Origin of the sequence: Maribacter sp. (assembly GCF_039968975.1) — a bacterium.
In the GTDB taxonomy this organism is placed as follows: domain Bacteria; phylum Bacteroidota; class Bacteroidia; order Flavobacteriales; family Flavobacteriaceae; genus Maribacter.
Map to the genome: position 1 here is coordinate 1 of NZ_JBDVOT010000176.1, position 26285 is coordinate 26285.

At 35.4% G+C, this 26285-nt stretch carries 33 protein-coding genes and 1 pseudogene; 24 read left to right on the forward strand and 10 right to left on the reverse strand.

The features are described 5' to 3' along the window. The 3 genes from ABJI11_RS11590 to ABJI11_RS11600 all read right to left on the reverse strand — a co-directional run. On the reverse strand, window positions 1-294 hold a 294-nt coding region (locus tag ABJI11_RS11590), incomplete at its 3' end, for a DUF1835 domain-containing protein (RefSeq protein WP_348352298.1). A gap of 107 nt (window positions 295-401) precedes the next feature. Beyond that, window positions 402-731 (reverse strand): translation initiation factor, encoded by a 330-nt coding sequence (locus tag ABJI11_RS11595; RefSeq protein WP_348352300.1) that lies wholly within the window; start codon window positions 729-731, stop codon window positions 402-404. A gap of 5 nt (window positions 732-736) precedes the next feature. Further along, on the reverse strand, window positions 737-1687 hold the full coding sequence (locus ABJI11_RS11600; protein WP_348352302.1) for a 2-oxoglutarate and iron-dependent oxygenase domain-containing protein: 951 nt from the start codon (window positions 1685-1687) through the stop codon (window positions 737-739). Window positions 1688-1809: 122 nt separating this feature from the next. Here ABJI11_RS11600 and ABJI11_RS11605 point away from each other — a divergent pair, with 122 nt between their 5' ends. The 10 genes from ABJI11_RS11605 to ABJI11_RS11650 all read left to right on the forward strand — a co-directional run bounded on the left by ABJI11_RS11605 (window position 1810) and on the right by ABJI11_RS11650 (window position 10982). Next, window positions 1810-3786, forward strand: coding sequence for a thiamine pyrophosphate-dependent enzyme (locus tag ABJI11_RS11605; protein WP_348352304.1), 1977 nt, complete (start codon window positions 1810-1812; stop codon window positions 3784-3786). A gap of 183 nt (window positions 3787-3969) precedes the next feature. After that, on the forward strand, window positions 3970-4449 hold the full coding sequence (locus ABJI11_RS11610) for a hypothetical protein (protein ID WP_348352306.1): 480 nt from the start codon (window positions 3970-3972) through the stop codon (window positions 4447-4449). Window positions 4450-4475: 26 nt separating this feature from the next. Next, entirely contained in the window at window positions 4476-5168 is a 693-nt protein-coding gene (locus ABJI11_RS11615; protein ID WP_348352308.1) for an OmpA family protein, read from the forward strand. Window positions 5169-5249: 81 nt separating this feature from the next. Beyond that, window positions 5250-6371 carry an NAD(P)/FAD-dependent oxidoreductase gene (locus tag ABJI11_RS11620; RefSeq protein ID WP_348352310.1) on the forward strand — a complete coding sequence of 374 codons (1122 nt, stop codon included), beginning with the start codon at window positions 5250-5252 and terminating at the stop codon, window positions 6369-6371. Continuing rightward, window positions 6371-7078, forward strand: coding sequence for a methyltransferase domain-containing protein (locus ABJI11_RS11625; RefSeq protein WP_348352312.1), 708 nt, complete (start codon window positions 6371-6373; stop codon window positions 7076-7078). The genes ABJI11_RS11620 and ABJI11_RS11625 overlap by 1 nt, the downstream gene beginning before the upstream one ends. A gap of 24 nt (window positions 7079-7102) precedes the next feature. Beyond that, window positions 7103-8158, forward strand: coding sequence for a type III polyketide synthase (locus ABJI11_RS11630; protein WP_348352314.1), 1056 nt, complete (start codon window positions 7103-7105; stop codon window positions 8156-8158). An 18-nt stretch (window positions 8159-8176) separates the two neighbouring features. Then, on the forward strand, window positions 8177-8959 hold the full coding sequence (locus ABJI11_RS11635) for an SDR family oxidoreductase (protein ID WP_348352316.1): 783 nt from the start codon (window positions 8177-8179) through the stop codon (window positions 8957-8959). Window positions 8960-8970: 11 nt separating this feature from the next. Beyond that, the gene (locus ABJI11_RS11640; RefSeq protein WP_348352318.1) at window positions 8971-9420 is read left to right on the forward strand and encodes a hotdog domain-containing protein; all 450 of its coding nucleotides are present in this window, start codon (window positions 8971-8973) and stop codon (window positions 9418-9420) included. Next, on the forward strand, window positions 9413-10690 hold the full coding sequence (locus ABJI11_RS11645) for a beta-ketoacyl-[acyl-carrier-protein] synthase family protein (RefSeq protein WP_348352320.1): 1278 nt from the start codon (window positions 9413-9415) through the stop codon (window positions 10688-10690). Before ABJI11_RS11640 ends, ABJI11_RS11645 begins: the two co-directional genes overlap by 8 nt. Before the next feature lie 37 nt (window positions 10691-10727). Further along, window positions 10728-10982: a phosphopantetheine-binding protein gene (locus tag ABJI11_RS11650; protein WP_348352322.1), complete on the forward strand. Its 255-nt coding sequence runs from the start codon at window positions 10728-10730 to the stop codon at window positions 10980-10982. 13 nt (window positions 10983-10995) lie between these two features. Here the strand turns inward: ABJI11_RS11650 and ABJI11_RS11655 are convergent, their stop codons facing one another. Further along, complete coding sequence (locus ABJI11_RS11655; RefSeq protein WP_348352324.1) at window positions 10996-11934, reverse strand: TerC family protein; 939 nt, start codon at window positions 11932-11934, stop codon at window positions 10996-10998. 415 nt (window positions 11935-12349) lie between these two features. Here ABJI11_RS11655 and ABJI11_RS11660 point away from each other — a divergent pair, with 415 nt between their 5' ends. Next, the gene (locus tag ABJI11_RS11660; RefSeq protein ID WP_348352326.1) at window positions 12350-12691 is read left to right on the forward strand and encodes a hypothetical protein; all 342 of its coding nucleotides are present in this window, start codon (window positions 12350-12352) and stop codon (window positions 12689-12691) included. Between the two features lie 12 nt (window positions 12692-12703). Here ABJI11_RS11660 and raiA read toward each other — a convergent pair whose 3' ends face one another. Then, window positions 12704-13006, reverse strand: a complete 303-nt coding sequence (gene raiA, locus ABJI11_RS11665) for a ribosome-associated translation inhibitor RaiA (RefSeq protein WP_348352328.1) — start codon at window positions 13004-13006, stop codon at window positions 12704-12706. 232 nt (window positions 13007-13238) lie between these two features. Between raiA and ABJI11_RS11670 the strand changes: the two genes are divergently transcribed. The 6 genes from ABJI11_RS11670 to ABJI11_RS11695 all read left to right on the forward strand — a co-directional run bounded on the left by ABJI11_RS11670 (window position 13239) and on the right by ABJI11_RS11695 (window position 17035). Beyond that, entirely contained in the window at window positions 13239-13571 is a 333-nt protein-coding gene (locus tag ABJI11_RS11670) for a hypothetical protein (protein WP_348352329.1), read from the forward strand. Between the two features lie 118 nt (window positions 13572-13689). After that, a complete protein-coding gene (locus tag ABJI11_RS11675; protein WP_348352330.1) occupies window positions 13690-14016 on the forward strand; it encodes a hypothetical protein in 327 nt (108 codons plus the stop codon). Window positions 14017-14072: 56 nt separating this feature from the next. Next, window positions 14073-14615: a DUF4251 domain-containing protein gene (locus tag ABJI11_RS11680; protein WP_348352332.1), complete on the forward strand. Its 543-nt coding sequence runs from the start codon at window positions 14073-14075 to the stop codon at window positions 14613-14615. A gap of 150 nt (window positions 14616-14765) precedes the next feature. Beyond that, entirely contained in the window at window positions 14766-15194 is a 429-nt protein-coding gene (locus ABJI11_RS11685) for a peptidylprolyl isomerase (RefSeq protein ID WP_036154719.1), read from the forward strand. 93 nt (window positions 15195-15287) lie between these two features. Beyond that, window positions 15288-15794 (forward strand): TlpA disulfide reductase family protein, encoded by a 507-nt coding sequence (locus tag ABJI11_RS11690; protein WP_348352334.1) that lies wholly within the window; start codon window positions 15288-15290, stop codon window positions 15792-15794. Beyond that, a complete protein-coding gene (locus ABJI11_RS11695; RefSeq protein WP_348352335.1) occupies window positions 15794-17035 on the forward strand; it encodes a hypothetical protein in 1242 nt (413 codons plus the stop codon). Before ABJI11_RS11690 ends, ABJI11_RS11695 begins: the two co-directional genes overlap by 1 nt. Here ABJI11_RS11695 and ABJI11_RS11700 read toward each other — a convergent pair. Next, the gene (locus ABJI11_RS11700; protein WP_348352337.1) at window positions 17028-17498 is read right to left on the reverse strand and encodes an FKBP-type peptidyl-prolyl cis-trans isomerase; all 471 of its coding nucleotides are present in this window, start codon (window positions 17496-17498) and stop codon (window positions 17028-17030) included. The two genes, ABJI11_RS11695 and ABJI11_RS11700, sit on opposite strands and share 8 nt — an antisense overlap. A gap of 87 nt (window positions 17499-17585) precedes the next feature. Next, entirely contained in the window at window positions 17586-17783 is a 198-nt protein-coding gene (locus ABJI11_RS11705; RefSeq protein WP_084684675.1) for a hypothetical protein, read from the reverse strand. 283 nt (window positions 17784-18066) lie between these two features. On the opposite strand from ABJI11_RS11705, the gene ABJI11_RS11710 reads away from it, so the two are divergent. Both ABJI11_RS11710 and ABJI11_RS11715 read left to right on the forward strand, forming a co-directional pair. Continuing rightward, the gene (locus ABJI11_RS11710) at window positions 18067-18375 is read left to right on the forward strand and encodes a hypothetical protein (RefSeq protein WP_348352339.1); all 309 of its coding nucleotides are present in this window, start codon (window positions 18067-18069) and stop codon (window positions 18373-18375) included. 182 nt (window positions 18376-18557) lie between these two features. Further along, on the forward strand, window positions 18558-19733 hold the full coding sequence (locus tag ABJI11_RS11715) for a DUF1444 family protein (protein WP_348352341.1): 1176 nt from the start codon (window positions 18558-18560) through the stop codon (window positions 19731-19733). A gap of 336 nt (window positions 19734-20069) precedes the next feature. Here the strand turns inward: ABJI11_RS11715 and ggt are convergent, their stop codons facing one another. Both ggt and ABJI11_RS11725 read right to left on the reverse strand, forming a co-directional pair. Further along, on the reverse strand, window positions 20070-21428 hold the full coding sequence (ggt, locus tag ABJI11_RS11720; RefSeq protein ID WP_348352343.1) for a gamma-glutamyltransferase: 1359 nt from the start codon (window positions 21426-21428) through the stop codon (window positions 20070-20072). Between the two features lie 419 nt (window positions 21429-21847). Continuing rightward, the gene (locus ABJI11_RS11725; RefSeq protein WP_348352345.1) at window positions 21848-22756 is read right to left on the reverse strand and encodes a DUF1338 domain-containing protein; all 909 of its coding nucleotides are present in this window, start codon (window positions 22754-22756) and stop codon (window positions 21848-21850) included. A 110-nt stretch (window positions 22757-22866) separates the two neighbouring features. Between ABJI11_RS11725 and ABJI11_RS11730 the strand changes: the two genes are divergently transcribed. From ABJI11_RS11730 to ABJI11_RS11750, 5 genes and pseudogenes are all read left to right on the forward strand, one after another. After that, window positions 22867-23745: a LysR family transcriptional regulator gene (locus ABJI11_RS11730; protein WP_348352348.1), complete on the forward strand. Its 879-nt coding sequence runs from the start codon at window positions 22867-22869 to the stop codon at window positions 23743-23745. 27 nt (window positions 23746-23772) lie between these two features. Then, the gene (locus ABJI11_RS11735) at window positions 23773-23916 is read left to right on the forward strand and encodes a hypothetical protein (RefSeq protein WP_348352350.1); all 144 of its coding nucleotides are present in this window, start codon (window positions 23773-23775) and stop codon (window positions 23914-23916) included. Window positions 23917-23967: 51 nt separating this feature from the next. Further along, window positions 23968-24135 carry a hypothetical protein gene (locus ABJI11_RS11740; protein WP_348352352.1) on the forward strand — a complete coding sequence of 56 codons (168 nt, stop codon included), beginning with the start codon at window positions 23968-23970 and terminating at the stop codon, window positions 24133-24135. A gap of 115 nt (window positions 24136-24250) precedes the next feature. Then, window positions 24251-25168 carry a pyridoxamine 5'-phosphate oxidase family protein gene (locus ABJI11_RS11745; protein WP_348352354.1) on the forward strand — a complete coding sequence of 306 codons (918 nt, stop codon included), beginning with the start codon at window positions 24251-24253 and terminating at the stop codon, window positions 25166-25168. 11 nt (window positions 25169-25179) lie between these two features. Then, window positions 25180-25413: pseudogene (locus ABJI11_RS11750) on the forward strand (PIG-L family deacetylase); the annotation flags it as partial. A gap of 20 nt (window positions 25414-25433) precedes the next feature. On the opposite strand, the gene ABJI11_RS11755 reads toward ABJI11_RS11750, so the two are convergent. After that, on the reverse strand, window positions 25434-26285 hold an 852-nt coding region (locus ABJI11_RS11755; RefSeq protein ID WP_348352356.1), incomplete at its 5' end, for an RNA polymerase sigma factor.

Genomic DNA, 26285 nt, shown 5'->3' on the forward strand with positions numbered 1-26285 from the left:
TACTTGACAAAAAAGATCATACTCGAACCAAAGAACGATATGATCTTGTTGTTTGTGGCTACATAAAGACCTGTATTCTTTAAGGGTCTTTTCTATAAACCAAGATTTTGAAACTTTATAATTTTTATGCAAAAACTCGAAACGAGCTTTCCAAAAAGATTCTGTGCCTACATTGGGGAGTGTTTGTCCTTCGCATAGCATTTCGCGCCATGTGATGACATCGCCATCTAAATTTAATTTTTGGAGACGTTCGGTGAAAACATCGCCGTTGGTTATGTGCAAGAGAGAACTCATACCAGATTTGATTTAGTTTGATTAGATTAAAAATAATACTAATAACAACGTTATAAAATTATTTAACAGAAAACAAATGGAACTTTGAAGGTAGTGATTTTACTTAATTAACCACCTACTCGCTTAACAGAAAAGCCTTTATCTTTCAGTATTGCCATGATTTTGTCCCTGTAATCTCCTTGAATGATTATTTTATCGTCCTTAAAACTACCGCCAACACTTAATTTGGTCTTTAATTCTTTTGCTAATTTCTTAAAATCTTCATCGGCACCAGTGTACCCTTCTAAAATTGTAATAGGTTTTCCTTTGCGCTTTTCGTACTTGCAAATAATAGGGTCGTCTTGAAGCCAAATAGGATTATCTACTTTTTTTTCAACGGGAGTCTCCTCTGCTTCGTGATCAGGAAATAAGTTCTTTAATTGGTCTTTGAGATCCATAGTGCTTACTTTTTAATTAATCCAAGGTCGATTAATCTTTCATGTAAAAATTCACCTGCCGTAATATCTTCGTACAATTTTGGGTGGTCTTCATCAATACAGTTCTCCAAGCAATTCAAAGGCATTTCACTTACGGGATGCATAAAAAATGGAACCGAGTATCTAGATGTACCCCATAATTCTCTTGGTGGGTTAACTACTTGATGTATGGTAGATAATAATTTATTGTTCGTTAAACGACTAAGCATATCACCCACATTGATCATCAATTGATCTGGTCTTGCAATTGCATCAACCCATTCGCCATCGTGGTTTTGTACCTGAAGACCTTTGCCATGGGCGCCCATTAAAAGTGTAATAAGATTAATGTCACCATGAGCAGCAGCTCTTACCGCATTTTTAGGTTCAGATGTAATAGGTGGGTAATGTATTGGTCTTAAAATTGAATTTCCATTTTTAATGAAATCATCAAAGTAGAATTCATCTAGGTTTAAGTGCAACGCCAGGGCACGTAAAACGTATCTGGCAGTTTTTTCTAACATTTTATAGGTTTCCTTGCCTACTTCATTAAATTTAGGAAGCTCTTTAACAATGACGTTGGCAGGATATTCTTTTTCAAGCTTATCGTTATCTTCTACATATTGACCAAAATGCCAGAATTCCTTTAAATCGCCTTCTTTTCTACCTTTAGCATGCTCTTTACCAAAAGAAGTATAGCCACGTTGACCACCTATGCCTTCAATTTGGTATCCGTCCTTTACTTCAGCGGGTAAATCAAAGAATTCCTTAATTTCTGAATATAATGTATCTACAAATTCTTCCGATAAAAAATGCCCGCTTAACGCTACGAATCCTATATCTTCAAATGCTTTTCCAATTTCATCAATAAACTTTTGTTTTCTTTTTGGGTCATCCGAAAGAAAATCCGTCAGATCAACACTGGGTACCAAGCTCATATTATAAAAGATTTTACGTAAAATTAATAATTATTGTCCATTTATAAGCGTTGTTATATTCAATACTTGCTATATGCATTTTTGTTACATTTATATTTTAATAGCCAAAATTAACCTAATCAATGAATTACACCGATTTTAAAGTAGCTCAAGATGTTAAGTTAGCACTGTATAAATCAATGCTTAAACCTCGTATGGTCGAGGAAAAAATGCTGGTTTTACTACGTCAGGGCAAGGTTTCTAAATGGTTTAGCGGTATTGGTCAAGAGGCTATTTCTGTTGGTGTTACCTCCGCTTTAAGTAGTGATGAATATATACTTCCTATGCATAGAAACCTAGGTGTATTTACTACAAGAGAAATTCCGCTTTATAGATTGTTTGCACAATGGCAAGGTAAGGCAAGTGGTTTTACACAAGGTAGAGACCGTAGTTTTCATTTTGGAACGCAAGATTTTAAAATTGTGGGTATGATTTCGCATTTAGGTCCCCAGTTAGGCGTTGCGGATGGCATAGCACTTGCTCATAAATTAAAAAACGAAAACAAGATTACAGCTGTATTTACTGGTGAAGGAGGTACTAGCGAAGGAGATTTTCATGAAGCATTGAACGTTGCCTCGGTATGGGATTTGCCAGTGCTTTTCTGTGTCGAGAATAATGGATACGGATTATCAACACCCACCAACGAGCAATTTAAATGTGAGAACATTGCGGATAAGGGTGCCGGATATGGAATGGAATCGCACATAATTGATGGAAACAATATATTAGAGGTCTTTTTCAAAGTATCTCATTTGGTCAGGGATATGAGAATAAATCCTAGACCGGTGTTACTGGAATTTAAGACTTTTCGTATGCGTGGGCATGAAGAAGCTAGCGGAACAAAATATGTGCCACAGGAACTTTTAGATACATGGGCAGCGAAAGATCCTTTAGAAAATTATACTCAATATCTTATTGGTGAAAAGTTATTGACCGAAGAGAGTATTACAAATTATAAGGCAGATATTCAAGCTGAGATAGATGAACATTTAAGGATAGTCATTAGTGAAGATACAATTACACCTAATGAAAGTAAAGAATTAAATGATGTATATCAAAAGTTTGATTTAAAAGAAATTAGACCTAGTAGATTTGTTACTAATATACGCTTGGTCGACGCTATTTCTGAAGGATTACGACAGTCCATGAAGAAATTTGACAATCTCGTAATCATGGGGCAAGATGTTGCTGAGTATGGTGGGGTATTTAAAATAACCGATGGTTTTGTTAATGATTTTGGTAAGGAGCGCGTACGTAATACACCTATCTGCGAATCGGCCATTGTGTCTGCCGCAATGGGATTATCCATTAATGGAATGAAGGCCGTTGTGGAAATGCAATTTGCAGATTTTGCAAGTAGTGGTTTTAATCCTATAGTAAATTATTTGGCAAAGAGTTTTTACAGATGGGGTGAAAAAGCAGATGTTGTAATTAGAATGCCTTGCGGCGGCGGCGTAGCCGCAGGTCCTTTTCATTCTCAAACCAACGAAGCTTGGTTTACCAAAACTCCTGGTTTAAAAGTAGTATATCCTGCATTTCCTTATGATGCAAAAGGTTTATTGACTACAGCGATAGAAGACCCAAATCCAGTACTGTTTTTTGAACATAAGGGATTGTATAGAAGCCAGTATCAAGAAGTTCCTGTGGACTATTATACGCTACCTTTAGGGAAGGCGAGTCTATTAAAAAGAGGTGATCAGATTACTATTGTAACTTATGGTGCAGGAGTACATTGGGCGTTAGAAGCTTTAGGGAACAATCCAGAAATACGAGCAGACCTTTTAGATTTACGAACTTTAAAGCCATTAGATACTAAAGCTATTTATGATTCCGTCGTAAGAACGGGAAAATTGATTATCCTTCAAGAAGATAGCCTTTTTGGCGGTATCGCTAGTGATATCTCTGCTATGGTCATGGAAAACTGCTTTGAATATTTAGACGGACCCATAAAAAGAGTAGGTGGTTTGGAAACGCCTATTCCATTCGACTCAAAACTGGAAGAACAGTATCTTGCGAAATCTAGATTTGAATCTGACTTGAGGGAATTAATAGCATATTAAGGTAACTGGCATACAGTTTTCAAATCTCCCATATCGTGTAAACCCGTTAACAAATTTGTTAAAAGAGGCAATGTTTAAATAGATATAGCAACATCTTTGCAGTGTCATTTGGTCGAAAAAGTAACAATTTTTCATCCAAAAAATGACAATCGTCGTATATAAAACAAACCTAAATATTTACTTATGAAAAAAATGATTTGGCTTTTTAGCATAGTGCTTTTAGTATCTTCATGTTCAGTGTCTAAGGACTCTAGAGCAAAGCGTAACCTGCTAAGTGGTACCTGGGCATTGAATAATGTTTCTTTTGAGGGCAACACGGGCAACGTTAAAGCAGTATTATTCAATGACGTTGAAGATATTTGCTTGGAAGGTAGTGAGTGGTTCTTTCGTGACAACAACAGCACAGGGAGATACACTATTAATCCATCAACCTTCTGTACAGGTGGGGACCGCTATATTAGATGGTCTGTTGTAGAGCGAGAAGAGAACTATACAAGTCAATTGCAATTCAAATTTATTAACGAGAAAAATCAAGACATATCTGGTGGTGCAGGTTATCGTTTAAATATTGAAAACCTGACCGAATATGCTATGACCTTAAAATCTAATGTTATGGTAGAAGGTACTCCAATAAATGTTGTTTACGAATTCAGTAAAAAATAAACCTACTAAAAATTTAATATATGCATATGAAAACAATGATATTACGTAGAACCAGTTACATTCTTGCTCTTGCATTGGTAATGAGCTGTAGCACGGTTAAAAACGCAAATAAAACACAAAAAGGAGCTGTAATAGGTGCATCTGGTGGTGCTGTTATTGGTGGTATTTTAGGAAATAATGTAGGTAGTGGTAACAATACTGCATTGGGTGCCATTCTAGGTGCTGCAATAGGTGGTGCCGCTGGTGGTTATATTGGTAATAGAATGGACCGCCAAGCAGAGCAAATAGAAGAAGAAATTCCTGGTGCAGAGGTAAAGCGTGTTGGTGAAGGTATTAACGTAACTTTTAATGAAGATGCTGGTGTGTATTTTGATACCAATAAAAGCAATGTTCAAGGCACATCTGCAGTTACTTTAGATAAATTGGTTAGTATTTTTAAAGAATACCCTCAGTCTAATATTTTAATTGAAGGCCACACGGATAGTGCAGGTGCCGAAGAGTATAATTTAAACTTGTCCAAGCAAAGAGCGGAATCTGTCACCAACTATTTAGTTAGTCAAGGTATTGATGCTAGCCGTTTTGATACCAAATGGTATGGTGAAACACAGCCTGTAGGTGATAATACAACTACAGCTGGTAAAGCAAAGAATAGACGAGTAGAATTGGCTATTGTAGCTAGTGAGTCCTTAAAACAAGAGGCACAAACCCAAACTAATTAATTGATATAAATTTTAGTATTGAGTTAAAATAAAAACCCTGCATTTGCAGGGTTTTTTTGTTTTTGGAGTAACTTCAATGCGGTGAAAGAACATGGTATATTAGTTATTGGAGGTGGATTGGCCGGATTAACTGCTGCCGTTCATTTGGCTTTGCAAGGTCTGGATGTTGCCGTTATGGAAATGCAAGCATATCCACACCATAAAGTATGTGGAGAATATGTGTCTAAAGAAATAGAACCATATTTAAAAAGATTAGGGGTAGATTTAAAGTCTCATGGTGCTATAGACATTACTAAATTTCAAATAACTACAACTGATGGATTTATGGTGGAAACCGATTTGCCATTGGGCGGATTCGGTATTAGTAGATATGCGCTTGATAATTTGCTTTTTGAAAGAGCAAAGGAGCTTGGTGTTGTTTTTTACTGTGAGAAGGTCATAGCAACCGCATTCAAGAATGATATTTTCACTATTACAACCAAGTCTAATAGCTATTCTTCTAAAATTGCTATAGGAGCTTATGGTAAACGATCGGTCTTAGATAAAAATTTAGATAGGGCATTCAGCAAGAAAAAACAATCGTGGCTAGCGGTAAAGGCACATTATAAACTTGAAGATTTTCAGGAAGACCTAGTGGCGCTACACAATTTTAATGGCGGTTATGGCGGACTATCAAAAACGGAAATCGGAGCTGTTAATTTTTGTTATTTAGTAAATTATGAAAGTTTTAAACAGTATAAAGATGTCCAAAGTTTTAATGCTAAAGTAGTAGCAGAAAACCCATTTTTAAAACAGTTTTTATCAAATGCAAGTCCTGTTTTTGAACAACCTTTGACCATTGCCCAAATTGCCTTTGATCAGAAAGATAATGTCGTTGACCACATGCTTATGTGTGGCGATACGGCAGGTCTAATTCATCCACTTTGTGGTAATGGTATGGCAATGGCAATTCATAGTGCTAAGATTGCTTCTGAATTAATATCAAAATACTTTAGTGAATCAAATTACAAACGTATCGACCTAGAACATGATTATAGAAAGGCTTGGTCAAAAGCTTTTAGTGCTCGTTTATGGTTTGGTAGAAAATTACAGTCCGTCTTAATGAATAAAAGATTAGTTTCAATGGGAATTAAATCTGTCGGAAAATCAAAATCAATATTGAAGTTTATTATTTCTAAAACCCACGGAGAATTAATATCGTAATGGTAGATTTTACAAAGAGAAGTAGTGAAGTGGAGATTATGGATACCTTTTCTGGTACGACTAATGAGCTAGAAACTATTCTGCAAGATATCAATAGGGTAAATAGGTTGCTTGGAGGATATAGTATTACACTAGATGCTGTATTTGAGTTGATTAGTTCTAACTTTCAAGAATCGTATACGATTTTAGATATGGGTTGTGCAGAAGGAACCATGTTGAGAAAGCTGGCTGATGAAGCTAGAAAGCGAAATATTAAACTACAACTGATAGGAATAGATTTTAACGAACAAGGATTGCAGTTGGCAAAACAATATTCATCTGGTTATCCTGAGATTAGTTATTTAAATACCGATATTTTGGAAACCGATTTTTCTGATTGGAAAATTGATGTGGTGATGACGACGTTGACATTGCACCATTTTACAGATGACGGTGTAGTTCAGTTTTTGAAGAGGTTTGTGTCTATAGCAAAGTTGGGTGTGGTCATTAATGATTTACAACGGAGTCCGATCGCATACTATTTGTTTAAAGCATTTAGTTTCTTTTTTATTAAAACAGAAATAGGGAAGAAAGACGGTCTGTTATCTATCCGTAGGGCATTTAAGAAAGAAGAATTGCAACATTTTGCGCATCAGGTTACAAATGCATCTCACCATATAAAATGGAAATGGGCATTTAGATATGCGTGGGTATTAAAAAAGAAATAAGTAGATTGAAGATTAAGAACAACTATGAATCATACAAGAATTGTTAGTGTTACCAAAGAACTACCACCGTATTCTAGAGATACCAAGGATATTATTCCACTTGTAGAATTCTGGCTAAGTGAGCAAGAAGAACGTTTCTCAAGAAAGGTCGTTAAAATATTTGAAGGGGCTGCAGTAGACAAGCGATATTCTATAATGCCACCGGAAGACGTATTTGTAACGACTTCTTTTGAAGATAAAAACAAAATATATAGTAGAGAGGCAAAGCGAATGGGGGCTAATGTGCTTAAGAACGCACTTGGTAAAAGTAACTGGAAAGCTTCTTCTATAGATTATATCATTACGGTGAGTTGCACGGGTATTATGATTCCGTCTTTAGATGCTTACTTGATTAATGAATTGGGTATGCGTAAAGATGTGGTAAGGCTTCCGGTGACTGAAATGGGTTGCGCGGCGGGAGTATCCGGTCTCATATATGCCCATAACTTCTTAAGATCAAACCCTGGTAAGCGAATTGCATTGGTCTCTGTTGAGAGTCCCACTGCAACCTTTCAGCTTCAGGATTATTCCATGGCAAATATGGTGAGTGCCGCTATTTTTGGTGATGGTGCGGCTTGTGTGTTGCTATCTTCAGAAGAGGATGCTGTTGGTCCAAAGATAATTGGGGAAGAAATGTATCATTTTAAAGATGCTACTCAAATGATGGGTTTTGATTTGACCAATCACGGATTAAAAATGATTCTTGATCCCGCGGTGCCAGAAACCATTTCTAATCACTTTGGTGATATTGTACATCCATTTCTAGAAAAGTATGGTAGTGATATAAATAAAGTAGATCACTTGGTATTTCATCCAGGAGGAAAGAAAATAGTACAGACTGTAGAATCACTTTTTGGAGCATTAGGTAAGAATATTGATGATACACGAGAAGTTTTACGGTTGTATGGAAATATGAGTAGTGCTACTGTTTTATACGTTTTAGAGCGTTTTTTAGAAAAAGATATAGCAGCAGGCGATCAGGGGTTAATATTAAGTTTTGGTCCCGGTTTTTCTGCGCAACGGGTTTTAATAGAATGGTAGAATAATCAAATAGCAATTATGAAGGGTACGTATTGGGCGTTGATTTTAGGAGGAAGTAGTGGGTTGGGACTCGCCACTGCAAAGAAATTGGCTAGCCATGGTTATCATATTTTAATTATGCACCGTGACAGACGTGCTGCAATGGATGAAATTGAAAAGGAGTTTAACGAAATTCGTTCTCATGGTAATGAGTTTTTGGCGATGAACGTAGATGTATTGAATGCCGATAAACGACCAAGTATTATTTCTGATATCAAGCAACAACTACCGCAAGGACATCAAATAAAAGTAATGGTACATAGTGTGGCAAAGGGAACATTGAAGCCTATGTATTCTGAGAGTAGACCAACTTTGATGGATACTGATTTTAGAATCACTTTTGATGCCATGGCTCTAAGTCTTTATGACTGGACCAAGGCATTGACCACCGCAGGTTTGTTTGCTAAAGATACGCGCATCATATCCTTTACAAGTGAAGGAAATACCAAAGCATTACCTAATTATAGTGCCGTTTCGGTAGCTAAAGTGGCATTGGAAGCATTGACCAGAAGTATTGCGTTGGAGTTTGCACCTGTGGGCATAAAAGCAAACTGCATACAAGCAGGTATTACCATGACAAAATCCTTATCTATGATTCCCGGTTACGAGCAAATAAAAGAAAACGCATTAAAAAGAAATCCGCAGAACAGACTAACATTGCCCGAAGATGTAGCAAATGCGGTGTATTTGTTAACTATGGATGAAGCAAAATGGATTGCCGGAACCGTAATCAAGGTCGATGGTGGTGAAAGTTTGATGTAAAATGTAAGGTGATGAAAGAATCTTATGATTGGATATTGAAACAACTACCATATTTGGAGCCTTTTCTTTTTGTGGAGGAAATTCTGAAAATTAGTGATAAAAGAGTGGAGGGTAGTTATCGATTTTCACCCGATTTAGATATTTATAAAGGTCATTTTAAAAATAAGCCGGTTACACCAGGTGTAATATTGACCGAATGTTGCGCACAAATAGGTTTAGTGTGTTTGGGTATTTATTTTTTAGGTAAAAAGAGTGAATTAGAAAATGTTGCCATCGGTATGAGTAGTTCTCAAATGGATTATCTAATACCTGTTTATCCCGGCGAGCAAGTAAGGGTGGTTTCTGAGCTGGTCTATTTTCGGTTTCAGAAATTAAAGTGTGAAGTTAAAATGTATAATGAAAATGATAAATTGGTCTGCAAGGGAGTTTTAGCAGGCATGATAGGTGTAGCAAATGAATAGACGCGTAGTTATTACTGGTTTAGGAGTATGTGCACCAAATGGTGTGGGACTTTCTGATTTTACCAATGCTTTACTTGAAGGTAAAAGCGGACTACGGCATCAGCCAAATTTAGAGAAGTTGGGTTTTGGTTGCCAAGTGGCAGGAGAACCTTTGGTGAAAGATCAGCTTATAGCTAAATACTTTACGCCTTTAGAACGCAGGGGGTTAAACGCTACAGGAATCGTTTACGGCGTAATTGCCGGTGTAGATGCTTGGAAAGATGCCTGTTTAGAGAAGAATATAACAAATGAGCCAAGCTGGGACTGTGGTATTATTTTTGGAACAGGAATATTAGGGGTCGATAAATTTAGGGAAGCCATTCATTTAATAGACGATGGTAAAGTTCGAAGGTTGGGCAGTACCTCGGTAATCCAGACAATGGCAAGCGGTATCAGCGCTTATTTAGGCGGATTATTAGGTTGTGGAAATCAAGTGACTACCAACTCCGCCGCATGTACAACGGGTACCGAAGGTATTTTAATGGCTTATGACCGTATTAGTCAGGGAAAAGCAGAAATTATGCTCACGGGTAGCTGTAGTGATAGCGGACCTTATGTATGGGGCGGTTTTGATGCTATGCGTATTTTACCAAGAGGTTACAACGACAACCCCACTAAAGCAAGCAGACCTATGAGTGCAACGGCGGGCGGATTTATTCCAGGAAGCGGTGCAGGAGCTTTGGTGTTGGAGTCTTTGGAAAGCGCACAAAAACGTGGTGCACATATTTACGCTGAAGTATTGGGAGGAGAAGTTAATAGTGGCGGACAAGTAGGAGAAGGATCAATGACTGCACCAAATAGTATAGCGGTGCAGCGATGTATACAAAATGCCATTAAAAATTCAGGAATTGCGGCTTCTGATATTGATGTCATCAATGGACACTTAACAGCAACTTCTAAAGATAGTCTAGAAATAGAAAATTGGTGTGCCGCATTAGATAGGGATAAAGGTGATTTTCCATATATCAATTCTTTTAAGGGGTCGGTTGGGCATTGTTTGGCAGCGGCAGGGAGCATTGAAAGTGTTGCCACAGTTTTACAATTTAAAGAACAGCTGGTTTTTAAGAATGTTAACTGTGAAGATATTCATCCAGATATTTTGGCACTGATACCAGCATCTAGTATTCCGCAGGAAACAAAAAATCATTCGCCACAAGTGATTGCCAAAGCAAGTTTTGGATTTGGAGATGTAAATGCCTGTGTTATTTTTAAGGCGTTTTCAAAAGAATAATAATTTATACTAAAAGGTATTTTAATAAAATCAATGTATGCTTAAAGAAGAAAAATATCAAAAATTAAAAGATATTATTAAAATATATCTACCTGAAGACGTGTCGGTTACTGACATTGCTCAAGATAGTCACTTCATGAACAATTTAAACATCAACTCTGCTAATCTTGTAGATATTGTATTAGATGTAGAAGATGCCTTTGACATTCGTCTTGAAAATGAGGATATGGAAAAAATGCAAACCGTAGATGATGCCATGGTAATTATAGATGCAAAGCTCGCGGAGCGCTAATACTGTTCCTATGTTATTCTTTATCCTTAATTAAGACCGAAGCTAAAATACCGGCAAGTAACGAAACTGAGATTACGGTCAGTGATACCCATTCTGGTAAATGTATGTAATGAGAGAATAACATCTTTAATCCAACAAAGGCAAGTATAACCACTAAGCTGTAGTTGATATACTTAAATTTCTCTAACATTCTAGATATTAGAAAATACATGGAACGCAAGCCTAAAATTGCCAGAATATTAGAAGTAAAAACAATAAAGGGATCAGCGGTAATGGCTAATATGGCCGGTATACTATCTAGGGCAAATAAGATATCCGTTAGTTCTATTACAATAAGTGCTACAAATAGGGGAGTAGCAGCGTTGAGTCCCATTCTTTTTACAAAGAAGTCATGACCGTGCATGGTCGTTGTAACCGGGTAAATTTTCTTTATCTGTTTAAACACAAAAGAATCTTTTGGATCAAAGTCGTCGTCTTCGCCCTTCAGCATATTAAAAGCCGTATAGAGCAAGAACACGCCGAACACATAAATAATCCATTCGAATTTAGTAATCAAGGCAACGCCAAAGAATATCATTAAAGCTCTAAAGACAATGGCACCTAAAATTCCCCAAAATAGTACGCGGTGTTGATATAATGGCGGAATCTTAAAAGAGGAGAATATCACCGCAATTACAAAAACGTTGTCTATACTAAGAGAAAGTTCAATAAGGTAACCTGTTATATATTTAAGTACGGCGTCGTTAGGGGTAAGTCCTGTTGGATTGGCAATAATCTCAGCATTGAACAACCAATAGATTACACCACTGAAGGCAAAAGCTACGGTTACGAAAATAGCAGTCCAAATTCCGGCTTCTTTAGATTTAATTACATGTTCATCCTTATGAAAAACACCTAAATCCAAGGCAAGAAAAATAAGAACAAATGCAATAAAGATAATCCAGACTATCATATAGAAATTTTGAAGCTGCAAAGGTATTAAAAATTGACTTTATGTAATCCATTTCTTTAAAATGTTCAATAATACAAAATCAATTATCAATGATTTCCGCGCAGATTGCAAATATGCAAAAGATTAATGTTGGTCATTGCTGTAATCCTTTATAATATTGATCTAAAAAAATACAATATCTAAGATGTGGTCACTGCAAAATTATAAAGGTAAGTGGGTCTTTATCTTTTAAATACACAAAACATATGCGATTGATGCTTATGTAGTAATGATAATCATCTGGTTTTAAGTTAGTTATTACAGTCGGTTAATGTAATAGATAAAGGATATTTTATTGGTAAAATGCAGATATATAAGGCTATCAAGAGAAGTATAATTTTTTTGTTTTAAATTTAGGGTAGAACAAGTTATTAAAATGAAAAAACTAACCATTTTTTGTGGTTTTCTGGTATGTCTTATTTTGGGTATACAAGAAACTCAAGCACAAGATTCTTTGCATTTAGATGCAAGGGTAAAGCAACGTATGCTTTTGAATAAATTTGAAGCTGATTATGTGTTGACAGCTGCTGAGAGAGTAGCTTTAAAACAGAGCCGTTTGGCACATCAATATAGAATGAAAGAAATTTTAGATTCTATTGATATTTCTGATGCGAAAAGAAAACGTTTGATCCAAGAATTAAAAAAGAATCCATTTTCTGAACGTGTACAATCGGTGATTGCAAATCATAAAGTTGTTAGTGATAGTTTGGAACAATAAAAAAAATGCAGTCTAATGAGACTGCATTTTTGCTTTTCTTCTTTCCAATTGTCTTTTTAAATCTTCAATAGAAGAGGCAATTGCTGCTTCAAAACTATCAGAAGATGATTGCGCAAACAGGCGAGGACCTGGTGCGCTCAAGCGTATGTTACAAACCATACCTGATTCTGGTGAAGAGGTGTTTTCCTTTTTAAAGAAAACATCTGATCGAACGATAAAATCATATTTATCCAATAATTTCTCTAATTTTTCAGCAGCCATTATTTCTAATCGGTTGCTGGCTTTAACATCGTCGTATTCAAAATTGATATTCATAGGCTAAAAATTTAGTTTAAGGTACTCATTTCAGCAATGCATAACAATTAAAAAATTCTTAATATGTATTGCTTTGGTAATTAAGATTTATTAACCCTTTTGTTTCTAAAAGGTTAGCTAAACTGTGTGTTTTTTAAACTAAAGTTAAACTTACACAAACATTGCTTAAATATACTTCTATTTTCTTATCTTGAAGTAAAATTCCCACAATTTCATATTTAAATCTGCTGCTATGGACAAAGTAAAGGACAAATCTACGTGTTTAGGAAAATTGGAGCGTTGTAAAAAAACCATTCAACATATAAAAATTAGGGTAGATTCATATTTATATGAACCTTCTACTGTGGCATTATTTGAAACTAAAGTGTACTTAAAAACTAAGATTTCTAAACTTTCCGAAACGAATAAAAAATTGATGGAATACTTGAAGTCAACAAAAGATGTATTGCCTGAGCAGTACAAATTGGTCAATTTTCATACGCGGGAAACCTCAGAGCTTGAATTTGATTTTATGGAGTATACCTTAAAATTTAGAAAACCAGTTAATTTTAGACAACACGTTTAAATACCTATTTCTTAGATGATTGGTTAAACTTGGTATTATTTCTTTAGATCATGCATGGTTTATGTATCAATTAAAATAAATGTTACTAATTTAGACCTAGAACATTAATGAAATTGATATGAAAAGTTTTATGCGGCTAGCTATTTGCTGCACATTTTTCTGTACGGCTATGTCGTACTCACAATCGAACAACTCTACAACTACAAAACCGAACGAAGAAGACGAAGGTCCGGTAATGTTTCAATTTGAACCCAATTATGAAACTGCGGTGATGTTGCAAAGAGAGGCGTTAAAGCAAAAAATAAGAGGATTAGATACTTTAAACATTTCTGACCGAAAGCGTCAACGTATGATCAAAGCGTTGTATAAAGAATCTAGAAATGTAGACTTTAAAAAATCAGTATTGGTTACTACTGAATTTGAAGAAGAGGATTATGAAGACTAAACCTTGTCTTTTGGCATAGATTTGGTGGGGAATTGATAGTGTAAACACATCATAGTATGAGAACTTCTATTCTATTAATTTTTGCATTAAGCATTATTGCCGGTTGTAAGACGTCAAAGACTACAATAAGCGATTCGCATCCTATTCATGCTTTAGTAACATCACAAAATTTTGAATTCACGGCTACCTCTGCAAGCCCTATGGTAACTCAGAGTATGACTGCAATAGCCAATAGCGGACTCATAGCTCCCGGTAATACAGTGTCTAGAATAGATTTAAACGGTAATGGTGGTTTCTTGAAAATAGAAGGTGATAGTGTATCTGCCAACCTACCTTATTATGGCGAACGTCAATTTGGAGGTGGTTATGGAACTACTGCAGGAATTGAGTTTAACGGACTTCCGGATAATTACATTCAAGAATTTAATAACGATAAGCAGAAATATACCATCATTTTTCAGATAAACGATTCGTCTGATAGGTATATGGTCTATGTAGATATCTTTCCAAATATGTCAAGTGTAGTTTCTGTGAACATGGCAAATAGAAATGCTATTCAGTATAACGGTCGTGTAAATTCTAGTAAAGAAGTTCAATAACATATTCAAAACTAGTAATTTGACCGTGTTTTTTAACTTTTAATGTTAAGAAGAGCCCAAAAAGGGAAGGTTTTACCATAATCTTCGTTATTCCCTATTGAGAACAATACCTTTGCACTTCAATTAAGTTAAATAGTAGAATTTAATAGTATGAGTAAAGTAAAAGCAGATAGTCAAGTAAAAGTACATTACACAGGTAAACTAAGCAACGGTCAAACATTTGATAGTTCAGCAGGTAGAGAGCCGTTAGATGTAAAATTAGGACAAGGTAGCTTAATACCAGGTTTTGAAAAAGGATTGCTTGATATGGAGGTTAATGATAAGAAAACTATCGTTATCGCCAAAGAAGATGCATACGGTGAAAAGCAAAAAGAGCTTTTTCAAACAGTTCAAAAATCAGATTTACCAGCAGACATGGAGCCAAAAGTAGATATGGCGCTTATGGCAACTAATGCAGATGGTAGCGAAAGACAATTACGTGTTGCGGAAGTAAACGAAAATGATATCGTTGTAGATGCAAATCACCCATTAGCAGGTGAAGATTTAACCTTTGAATTAGAATTGGTTGAAGTTCAATAAGACGTAACAGTTATTATATGAAAAACCGCCTATTAGGCGGTTTTTTTGTTTCTAAGCCTATAGGTTTCATAGTGCTAAATAGTATATTTGAATATGCATTTAAGAACACTGATATTCCTGATTATCACAATTGTGGTTATAGGATGTAAAGGGGATAAGACCAAAAAGGTAGAACCTGAAAAAAATAAAATCGCTACAGAAAAAGTAGCTACTTCAACTTATGAGGATTTAGAGGGTAACCCTATTGAATTAAGCGATTACAAGGGTAAACGCGTTTTAATGAACTATTGGGCAACGTGGTGCAGACCATGTATAGAAGAAATGCCCGATATGGAAAAAGCCCAAGCTATTTTAACTGATGATAATTATGTATTCCTATTTGCATCTGATCAGTCTGTAGAAAAAATAAATAAGTTTAAAGCGTCACGTGGTTTTCAATTAGATTTTATCAAGTTCAACGGTGTTTATGCAGAAGAAAATGTAAGTGCCCTACCGGCAACATTTATATATAATGAAGCAGGGGAGCAGGTAGCACGTTTTGATGGTGGATTGAAATGGGACAGTCCAGAAATGATTGAAAAACTTAGAGCGATACAGTAATGCGAATAACAATAAATTCCTTTTTTCTTTTTGTAGCGTTAGGTCTACTAATGGGGTGTAAAGAAGAATCTAAAACACCAAAGCAAGAAGCACCTGTAGTTATAGTTGAAGAAATGAAATCTCCCGCAGCGGCATCAAGCGCGTTGCCACACCTTATGTCTAATAAAGACGTTACGCTGCTTTCTTGGGTAGAAACTTCTAACGACACTTTAGCGACCATGCGTTATTCAGAACTAGTTGATGGCGAGTGGCAAGAAGCACAAAATATACTGAGTGGTACAGATTGGTTCGTGAACTGGGCAGATTACCCTATGATAACTGAAAATAAGGGTAGTTTATGGTCTCACATATTAAAAAAATCTACCGAAGGTACTTATTCGTATGATATAAAGATAAGCGTGAAGCCTAAAGATGCAACTGTTTGGAAGACAGATATACCCTTGCATACAGACGGCACTCCTACGGAGCATGGATTTGTAAGTATTGTGCCGTATAACAACAACTTTTTTGTGAATTGGCTTGATGGTAGAAATACCGAGGAAAATGAAGCGGGAGAGCGTGGTGCAATGATACTTAGAGGCGGAGTAGTTTCTACCACGGGAGAACTTTTACAGGAATATGAATTAGATGCTAGAACCTGCGATTGCTGCCAGACAACATCCGCAATAACTGAAAATGGTCCGGTTGTAATTTATCGTGATCGTTCAGCAAATGAAATAAGAGATATCAGTATTGTTCGTCAGGTAAAAGGGGAGTGGACCACACCTAAAGTAATTCATGAAGATGATTGGCAGATAAAAGGCTGTCCGGTAAACGGTCCTAAAGTAGATGCTTTGGGTAATAATTTAGTGGTAGCTTGGTTTACAGGAGCTTCAAAAAAGCAAAAAGTGCAAATTGCTTTTTCTTCTGATGGTGGTGCAGAATTTACAGAACCATTTATTGTTGCAGAAGGTACTATTATGGGGCGTGTAGATGTACTTTGGATGGATGAAGATAATGCAGTAGTCAGTTGGATGGAAGCCAATGACAAAACCGCTTTGTTCAATGCATTAGTGGTAAATAAAAACGGGACGGTCTCTAAAAGTCAGTTAGTTACCGAAATGGCAGATTCCCGAAAATCTGGGTTTCCGCAAATGGAAATAGTAGAGGAAACATTATACTTTGCATGGACAGAGCAGGTAGGTGCTGTTACCCAAGTACGTACTGCAAAAATGGACGTTGATAGTTTTATATTTAATTAACGGATAGTAGTTCAATATCAAAAACTAAAACCGATCCACCAGGTATACCGTTAAAATCAAAACTACCATAGCCTAAGTGAGCAGGTATTAAAAGGACTCCGCTACCACCTTCATTAAATAATTGAATACCTTCTGTCCATCCAGCAATTACCTGGTCAAGACCAATGGACAAGCCATCTGTACTTTGGTCAAAAACGGAACCATCTAAGAAATATCCTCTGTAAGCAACGGTAACATTAGAAGAAGCCGTAGGTTTTTCTCCTTCACCTTGGTTTTCAATGATGTAATGTAAACCAGAAGTTGTTGTTTCAGATTCTAATTCATTTGCGGTTAAATACGCATTAATCTCTTCTTCATTGATAGCGGTATAATCAATCGGTTCCACAATTATAGGGGCTGTATCATCAGTTGATAAGCAAGAAACCATAGTGGTAGCAAGAAAAAGAAGAACAAGGTATTTCATTATATTTTTTTAGGAAGATAGTGTTTGCTTAAATACGGTGAATGAATTTAAGATGTATTTAACCTTAATCGGAACTAGAAATCGTGATTAAGCAATGAAGGTGTTCACAGAAAAGCGCACACTACAATTTTTGTAAAGATATTTTTGAAATTTTATGGCATGAGATTGCGATTCAAAAATAACGGCTTCTGTAATGCTGTTCGCTAATACAAGATGCCCAATAAGGTATTCTACGTAGTAGGTGTTGTTTTCGGAAAGAAGAACAAAATTTGGTTTAGTAGTCACAGTACTTATTTTATGATACTAAAATAATGCATTTATTTTAGTGATCCTAATTTTTTTGAGAATCCTGGTCAAATGGTTCTTTTATTAGGGTTTTAGGTCGCTAAATTTACGGTTTTTTTGAATAAATCAAAGTAGGTACAATGTTGTAACACATTGATAACGAATAGGAAAAATATTCTTTAGAAGATTTTTTTATTAATTCATTGAATGATAAGGTGAATTTTGACTTTATTAAATACAATCAATTTAATTATGATTCGTTTTATATTATATAAATTGATTTATGAAGATTTCAAAAAGTAATAAACAAATAGTAGCGCTGACCGAGTTAGAACGTAAAAGAAAGTCAGTATCACAATTGTTAATGAAAATGGAATCTTATTTATATGAACCGAAAACCCACGGGGAGTTTGAGAAAAAAGAAAGCTTGAAAGATAACATAAATCGTGCTGCAGATAATACCGACTCATTGCTAGGAATTTTGAAAATCAACGATATTTCTATCAAGGAAAGTTTGAACGATGTGGAACGCCAAATAGAAGAATGCTACGCCTTAGAATTAGAAGTGGCAAAGTTTATGTTAAACAAATAAGATAAATTTTAAATAATAGTAAAACCGCTCCGTAATGAGCGGTTTTTTTGTGCTTAATTATTTTGAGGTGAGGTGATTGGGTCATAAGAAGGGGAGTGGTTGAATGTTTATAATAGGAGAGTTGGTACACTAAAACGATGATACAAAAGTTGTATATATAACCAACCGTAAAAAACATTTTAATGGAGACCTTATTGCCGATCTTAAAAACATCTAATTACCGTAAAGACGAAAAACTACAGTTTAAAGAATTTTTATTCAATGATAGTATTGCGCCCGTAGTGGCTTATGGTAAAGATAGTGGCAATGCCATGGTATATGAAGGAGCGGCAAATGAATCAGATTTGTATGCTAGGTTTCCAGCTATTAAAAAAGAGGCACTTGATAATTTAAAGGCAATAGATGTACCATATCAAATTACAGAAGCAGAGGGTACAAATGTGCTGTTTGCCGAAGGTCATGAGTATGCCAGTGAAAAGATTTTAGATACTGCGTTTATGATCAAGGTAGCGGCTGATTTAAAGTGTGATACGTTAATGGTAGGTATTCCTTTTAAAGGTGTTTTGATTGCGATCGATTCTAATTCGGAGATGCGTTTAAAGTTACCGGTTATGGTAAAGCAGTATTATGAAAATCCACAGCAAGATCCAATTTCAGATAAGGTATTTCTGGTTCAAAATGGAGAAGTGGTTGCCATGGGCGGAGAGAAATTACCCAAGAATGAATCTGATGATAATTTTGTGATTTCTGAGGATAAAGCACAGAATTACGGCATAGCACTTAAAAGTAAACATATAGAGGAACTGGTAACCGATATAAATACATCGTTTCAGCAAGTAATGCTTATGATTTTGCAACGCAAATCCTTTGGTGGTGAAATCACGTTTAAATTAAGAAGTGCTATTACAAAAGATCAAGCGCTTATTGATAAATGCAATTCTATAATAGAGCAAATTGAGAAAAATGAAATGCTACAAACCATTTCTCAGGCATTGGCATCTAGCAAAGTACAGTTTAAGTTTTTGCATGATGGTAATCTTATAGCTCCAACAGCGACATCCAAGCCAGAGCAATCTGAAACAGCACAGCAATCAACACCTGTAAAATCTAATTTAGAACACCAACCTAAAATAGCTAATGTAGATACGAGCGCTAAAATAAAACCAGTTGCATCTAAGCAACAGAAAACGGCAATTACCAAGAAATCTAAACCATGGTGGAAATTTTGGGCAAGCGAAGAACAAGATTCTCCAGAAATGAAAAAAGCTGCTGAGGATAAAGCGAAGCTAGACGAACTGAAATCCGGTACACAGAAAGATTTCGGTAAATCGGATCATAATAAGTTTATGCCGAAATAGCGTGAATGTTTTTAATTGTTCTTTGGATGATTTACACGAGCTTTTTTAATTATCCTATGGATGATTAAAAGTCGGTGGGACGATGTTGGTGGACTTGTAAGTAAGACTTTGGAATGTTTGTAATTGGGTTGAAATATGTAACTAATAGTGGGTTATTAAATATTCTATTTTACATACACGAGCTTTTAGATTATCCTGTGGATGATTTAAAAGTCGGTGAGATGATGTTGGTGGACTTATAAGTTAGTATTTCCTAGGTTATCGATAAGGTTGAAATTAGTATAAGATAGTGGGTTGTCTGAAAGTCTATTTTACATAATATAAATTATGGAACATTTATAAGTATTGAGAGAATAGCGTATTTGAGCGGTCAGGAATAATAGTATGAAAAGGGCGTTTATTCGGTTCTAAAGCGTTTGCATGAGATTTATCTTGCACATTGAACATTTGACCACGATTTTGGAGTACGAAACCCAATTGGTCTGGAACCATGCCCGATGCAAATTCTGAATAAATACTTTGTATAAAAGAAACCATATTACCTTCTTTATCTGCAATTGTTAGATAGGTCGTATTTCCGGTTTCGATATCCATATCACCTGCTGGATAGGTTTTTGCAGCCTTATCCAAGTCAATTAAATCTATTCTTTCTTTTGTATATGTATCTGAAAGCAAAGATTCTAAAGGTATTTTATTAAATTCTGGGTCAGCATAGAATTTTGCGCGATCTTCATACGCCAGTTTTTTAGCTTCTGTAAGTACATGCAGATATTCAGGACTGCCAAAGCCCATTGCTGCAATATCAAATCCTTCTAAAATATTCAGTATTTGTAATGCAGCGGTTCCTTGTCCATTTGGTGGTAGCTCCCAAACGTCATACCCGCGATAATTAACAGAAACGGGTTCTACCCAATTTGAGGTATGTGAAGCCAGGTCATCATAAGATAAAAAACCGTCGTGTTTTTTCATAAAAGCATCAATGGTTTTTGCTATACTCCCTTTATAAAAAACATCACGACCTTTATTAGCTATTTTCTCATAGGTATTCGCCAAATCTGGATTCTGAAAAACCTCCCCTTTTAATGGTGGACGACCATTGTTGGGCATATAGGTTTCGGCAAAACCTGGTTGGTCCTTTAATCCGTTGTAGTTAGATGCCATTTCGTAAGCAATCACCTCTGACACCGGAAATCCTTCACGCCCATAATTTATTGCTGGCTCAAGTATTTCTTTCATAGATAATTTACCGAACTTCTCGTGTAATTGAAACCAGCCATCTACACAGCCAGGAACGGAAACTGGTAAAGGACCATATAAAGGTATGTTTTTCATACCCTTATCCATGAAATATTCAATGGATAACGATTTAGGGGCTCTTCCACTTCCATTTAAACCATAAAGCTTTTGATCTTTAGCTGACCAAACAATAGCAAAAATATCACCTCCGATACCACAGCTAGCAGGTTCAACTAATCCTAGCATTGCATTTGCCGCAATGGCAGCATCAATTGCACTGCCGCCTTGTTTTAAAATATCTAGCGCTACTTGTGTAGCCAAAGGCTGACTGGTAGCTGCCATACCATTTTTTGATAATATTTCAGATCGAGTGGTAAAAGTTTCACCGGTTAGACGATTTTGGGCCGTGATATTAAATAGTACGAAAAGTAGTATGAAGGTAGTTGTAAAAATTTTCATTGAATTGGTTTTAAATAATTTCTAAATACAGGGTTTCACCCGATTTTTAAAAGGCATCTAAATCTACAAAATATAGAAAGAATTATGCTGGTTGAAACAGTAAAGTAACCAAGTTTTTTAGCATAAAATTCCTATTCCGCACACATCACACTCCCCTCCTTCCACAGGCTCCCATAAAATGTGATTATTTATTGCTTGTTTAATATATTATAAAGGTATTCGTGAATCTTAAAGCGAAATTACTTTTCAATTTCATTACCTATTCAAAAGAATAGTTATTAGGAAATAAATGAAGATAGTCATATCTATGAACACACACCATCTTGTTCAAATAACAAAGGTGCTCAATATTATCATTTAGTAACCAAAATTCAAGTTATACAGCCCAAAGTATTGTAAAGCAACAACTAGTATAAATTTTACTTCTTCAAAGTTTGCTCTAAATAGGTGCTTTCAAAGATTTTATCTGCATTAGCAGCTTCAAAACCTTCTCGTCTATGTTCCCTTTGAATTTCAATTTTATCTAAAGACTCAAATTCAGGGAGTACGGAGCGTTCTGCAAATTCTACATAACTGCCTGAAATTTTCATTTTTTCATTATGGGCAAAGGTGGCATCTACCATTTCAGCTACCGAACTACTTTGGCGTAATAAACCATCTTTACTGGTTTTTATGATTCCCCCAGAGGAATTTAGCACAATTCCCAATCCTTCTAAAAACTCATTGAAAACCTCTAAAGAATTATACGGAGAAGGCAAATCATGAACGCTAATAGTATAATGGTTTAAATAATAGCGGTTGTAAATTACCCAAGCTGCATATTCACTTTCTTCTGATAGTTGTTGAAAATCGGCTAGCGACGGTAACTTCCATAACGGCTTATAGAAAAAATCTCCCACAGCCTTGGTATCATCTAAATCAATGGTATCTATAGGATCTATTTTGATGGGGTTGATATATTCAGAAATGATACGTTGCGCTTGGTTAGAAAGGTCCTGTACTCTTAACTCGCTAATAAAAATTCTAGGATACGCTGGGCTTGGCGGAGCATACCAGTAGGCATCTAGTTTTTTAGCTGCAAAATGATAGGAATCCATTTTAGTATATCCGTAGTGTAAAAATATCTTTTCAAAAGAAGCGATTCCCAAATTGGGAATACCAAGTGTACGAAACGCTATATGATCATTGACAATCTCATTTTCGTTAGCGATCATATTGGCACCGATCATTGCCTTGGTAATTTTTTCTACATCGGTTACACTTTTTTTATAGGGAAGAAACAAAGCTGTCAACACTTTATCTAAAGCAGTATTTTGTTCAAAATTCATAGCACGCAGGTATTTAGAATAGATGGTAAGATTAATAAACTGTAATTAATATTCAAAGTTCTTATCTATTTTAACAATAAACAATTAACATTGTATGTTTATTGATAAGTATGACTGATCAATTAGAATTTAGACACCTTCACTATTTTTTGGTGTTGGCAGATACGTTACACTACCGCGAGGCGGCAGAGAAACTGTACATATCACAATCTGCCTTAAGCCAACAGATACAGCGTTTAGAATTTATTTTAGGAAAGAAGCTGTTTATACGCACTAATAGAAAGGTGAGTTTAAGTCCCGAAGGAATTATTTTTAAACAAGAGGCAATACTAATACAGAATCAGGCAGCAGTGTCAATGGAGCGTTGGAAATCTGCAATTTCTGGTAAACAAGGATTATTGAAAATAGGATTTGTAGGTTCGGCTATGCAACAATACTTGCCTTCTGTTATTAAAATATTTACGGAAACCCACCCAAACATAGAATTTTACCTGAACGATCTTAGTAACACCGCCCAGCTTTCTGCCTTAGAAGCGGGACAAATAGATATTGGGTTCATACGGTCTAATGTTGTTTCTCCTACTATGGAAATTAAGTCGGTATTCAAGGAGAAATTCGCTTTGGTATTGCCAAAAAATCATGCAATCTCTAAAGCTAATTTTAAAGATGTATCGCAATTATCAGAAGAGTCCTTCATACTGCTACCCAACAAAGACAGTGTAATGTACTATGATCAAATTGTAGCGCTTTGTAGTGATTATGGCTTTGCTCCTAAAATATCGCATCGTTCTATTCATGCACCTACGATATTTAAATTGGTAGAACACGGATTAGGTATTTCTATAGTGCCGAACTCCCTACGAGATGAAAAGAATACTGCTATTAAATTTATTGAATTAAATAAGGTACCACAAGAAACCGAGCTGTTTGCAGTTTGGAACAAGAAAAATACGAATATGGCTCTGCCTTATTTTTTAGAGGTTTTGTAATAGTTTACAAATGTATATGAAGAAAACTTGGGTGCAGGCTGGGATGGTGTAAGACCACTTTGGAATAACAGAAAAACAGCAACAGAAAAAGTGTTGTTATCTGTATTTTCATTAGAAGGATTAAAATGGCAATACACTCATAGTGTAAGAATTATTGAATCTAAATCCTGATACTTTGCACTTAGATTATTTAAGAAATAATCAGCGACCATTACTTGTTGTTTGGGGTACAATGATGCTTTTTTCCCTGAAAGTGGTACCGAAGCATTTAAGAAAGATGTCAAAGATATAGATTACAACATATATGATACCTGCTATTTTGCCTTAGAAGAAGACCAATATGCAGTTATTAAGAAAATAAGAGCGTTCATGAATAAAGAAACGAAGTAATTTTCGACTACCTATATAATCTGATTATTAGTGCTTAGAAACGATTCGTATTCATTAATTTTTTAACGCTAATTTCAAGGTTGTATCTAACTGTTATAAAATAATTAATACAATTATGGAGCACACTTTCACCAACGGTCAATTAGCTGTACAGAAAAAAGCGAAAGAAGAAGATATTGCTATAAGACGAATACCTATGGTTAAAGATTCTTTACATCCTAGGTCTATACCATTTATAGAACATCAGGTTTTGACCTTTCCTGGTAGCGAGGATGATAATGGTAATATTTGGTTGTCTCTATTGGTTGGCGAAAGAGGGTTTATCAATGTTCCATCAATCAAAGAAATTAAATTTGATTTATCTAAAATAACCAGTAACCTAGATGATATTTTTTTTAAGAACATTAAAAATAATCCTACTGTAGGTTTGCTTTTTCATGAAGCGGAAAGAAGAGCACGATATAGGGCTTGGGGTACCGCTCGCCAGGAAGGAAATCAACTTTCTTTTGATATTATAATGGGATATCCCAGCTGTCCAAAACACATTCAGAGAGAAGTTATTGAAATTCCTGAAGATTCAAAACCTGCAGCTTCCAAATATGAAAACGGTACTATTTTAGATGAACTAGAGAAAGAATGGATTGCTAATGCCCATACTTTTTTCATAGCCACACAAACAAAAAAAGGAGATATAGAATCGTCACATAGAGGCGGAAACCCTGGTTTTGTTGAAATCTTAAAAAATGGACATTTACGTGTGCCAGATTATTTAGGAAATAGCATGTTTAGTACGTTAGGTAATATTTATGAAAACCCGAAAGCAGCATTACTTTTTGTAGACTATAAAAAAGGACAAACACTTCAACTTAGTGGTTTGGCAACCTTAGAATTTGATCAAAATTCTGATAAAGATTTTTATAAATCAGGAGAAACCGGCAGATTTTGGACCTTTGAAACAAAACAATGGATTAAAACCAAAAATCACCATAAGGTTATTAATGAGTTTGTAGATTTTTCACCCTTTAACGTGTAAAATAAGAACAGATAAAACTTGAAATATTAGCTATTGCAGCCCACCCAGATGATATTGAATTGTGTTGTGGGTCCACAATAGCAAAAGAAATAGCCCGTGGTAAAAAAGTAGGCATTATAGATGTTGTCAGGGGCGATTTAGGAACCCGTGGAACCCCAGAAACTAGTGATGAGGAAGTAGAACATGCTGCTAAAATTTTAAACCTTAATGTACGTGAAAACCGCAAGTTTAGAGATGGTTTTTTCACAGTGTACCTGCTTCTCTTTTAAAAATCTAAAATTGATTTTATTAAGTCGTTATTTAAAATCTCATCCACTATTTTTGAAGCTTGTACTGGTGTTTGCGCAGGGTGAGTTTGAAATACTTTTTTATTTAATTCATCTACGGTATTCGTAAAGGCTTCAGCCTTACTTTCAGATAGGGCACTAATTTTAGAAGTATAGCGCGTATTAAATTGCAAGTTAACAGGATCTACTTTACCCTCACTTATATAACCTCTGGTCTTTTTTGAGCACCTACATGGATTATTTGTATTGACTAATCCGCACTTTTTATTCATCCAGTTGTAGAGTTCTTTACGGGTTCTCATTAACTTAACTCTAAAATTACCAGGCGTAATGCCTAAAATTTCACCTCCCATATTATGATCTATATCAAACATTTCGCCTAAAATATAAATCATGCGTTGCTCTTTAGACAAGCAAAGTAACATGCCGGTAGTACAATTAATCCTAATCTCTTCTATGGTGTCTCTAAACTCTTTTTCTTCTTGATCATTTAAATCAAAACTAGGAATAGCATCAATAGAATTAAAATAGCTCTCAAAGTTGACTATTTTTAATTTCGAGTGCTTTTTCTTGTTGTTCAAAAAATGATTTACCGTGATACGGTATAACCATGTTCTAAACTTACTTTTACCCTCAAACTTACCTAAAGCGGTAATTACTTTTATAAATATTTCTTGTGTTAAATCTTCAGCATCTTGTACATTACCTGCCATTTTTAATGCCAGATTATAAACAAAAAGTTGGTGCCGAACAATTAAAGCTTGTAATGCTTTCTTGTCTCCATCAATAGCTAATTGAACCAGTTTTGTATCCTCAAAATCGGTATAATT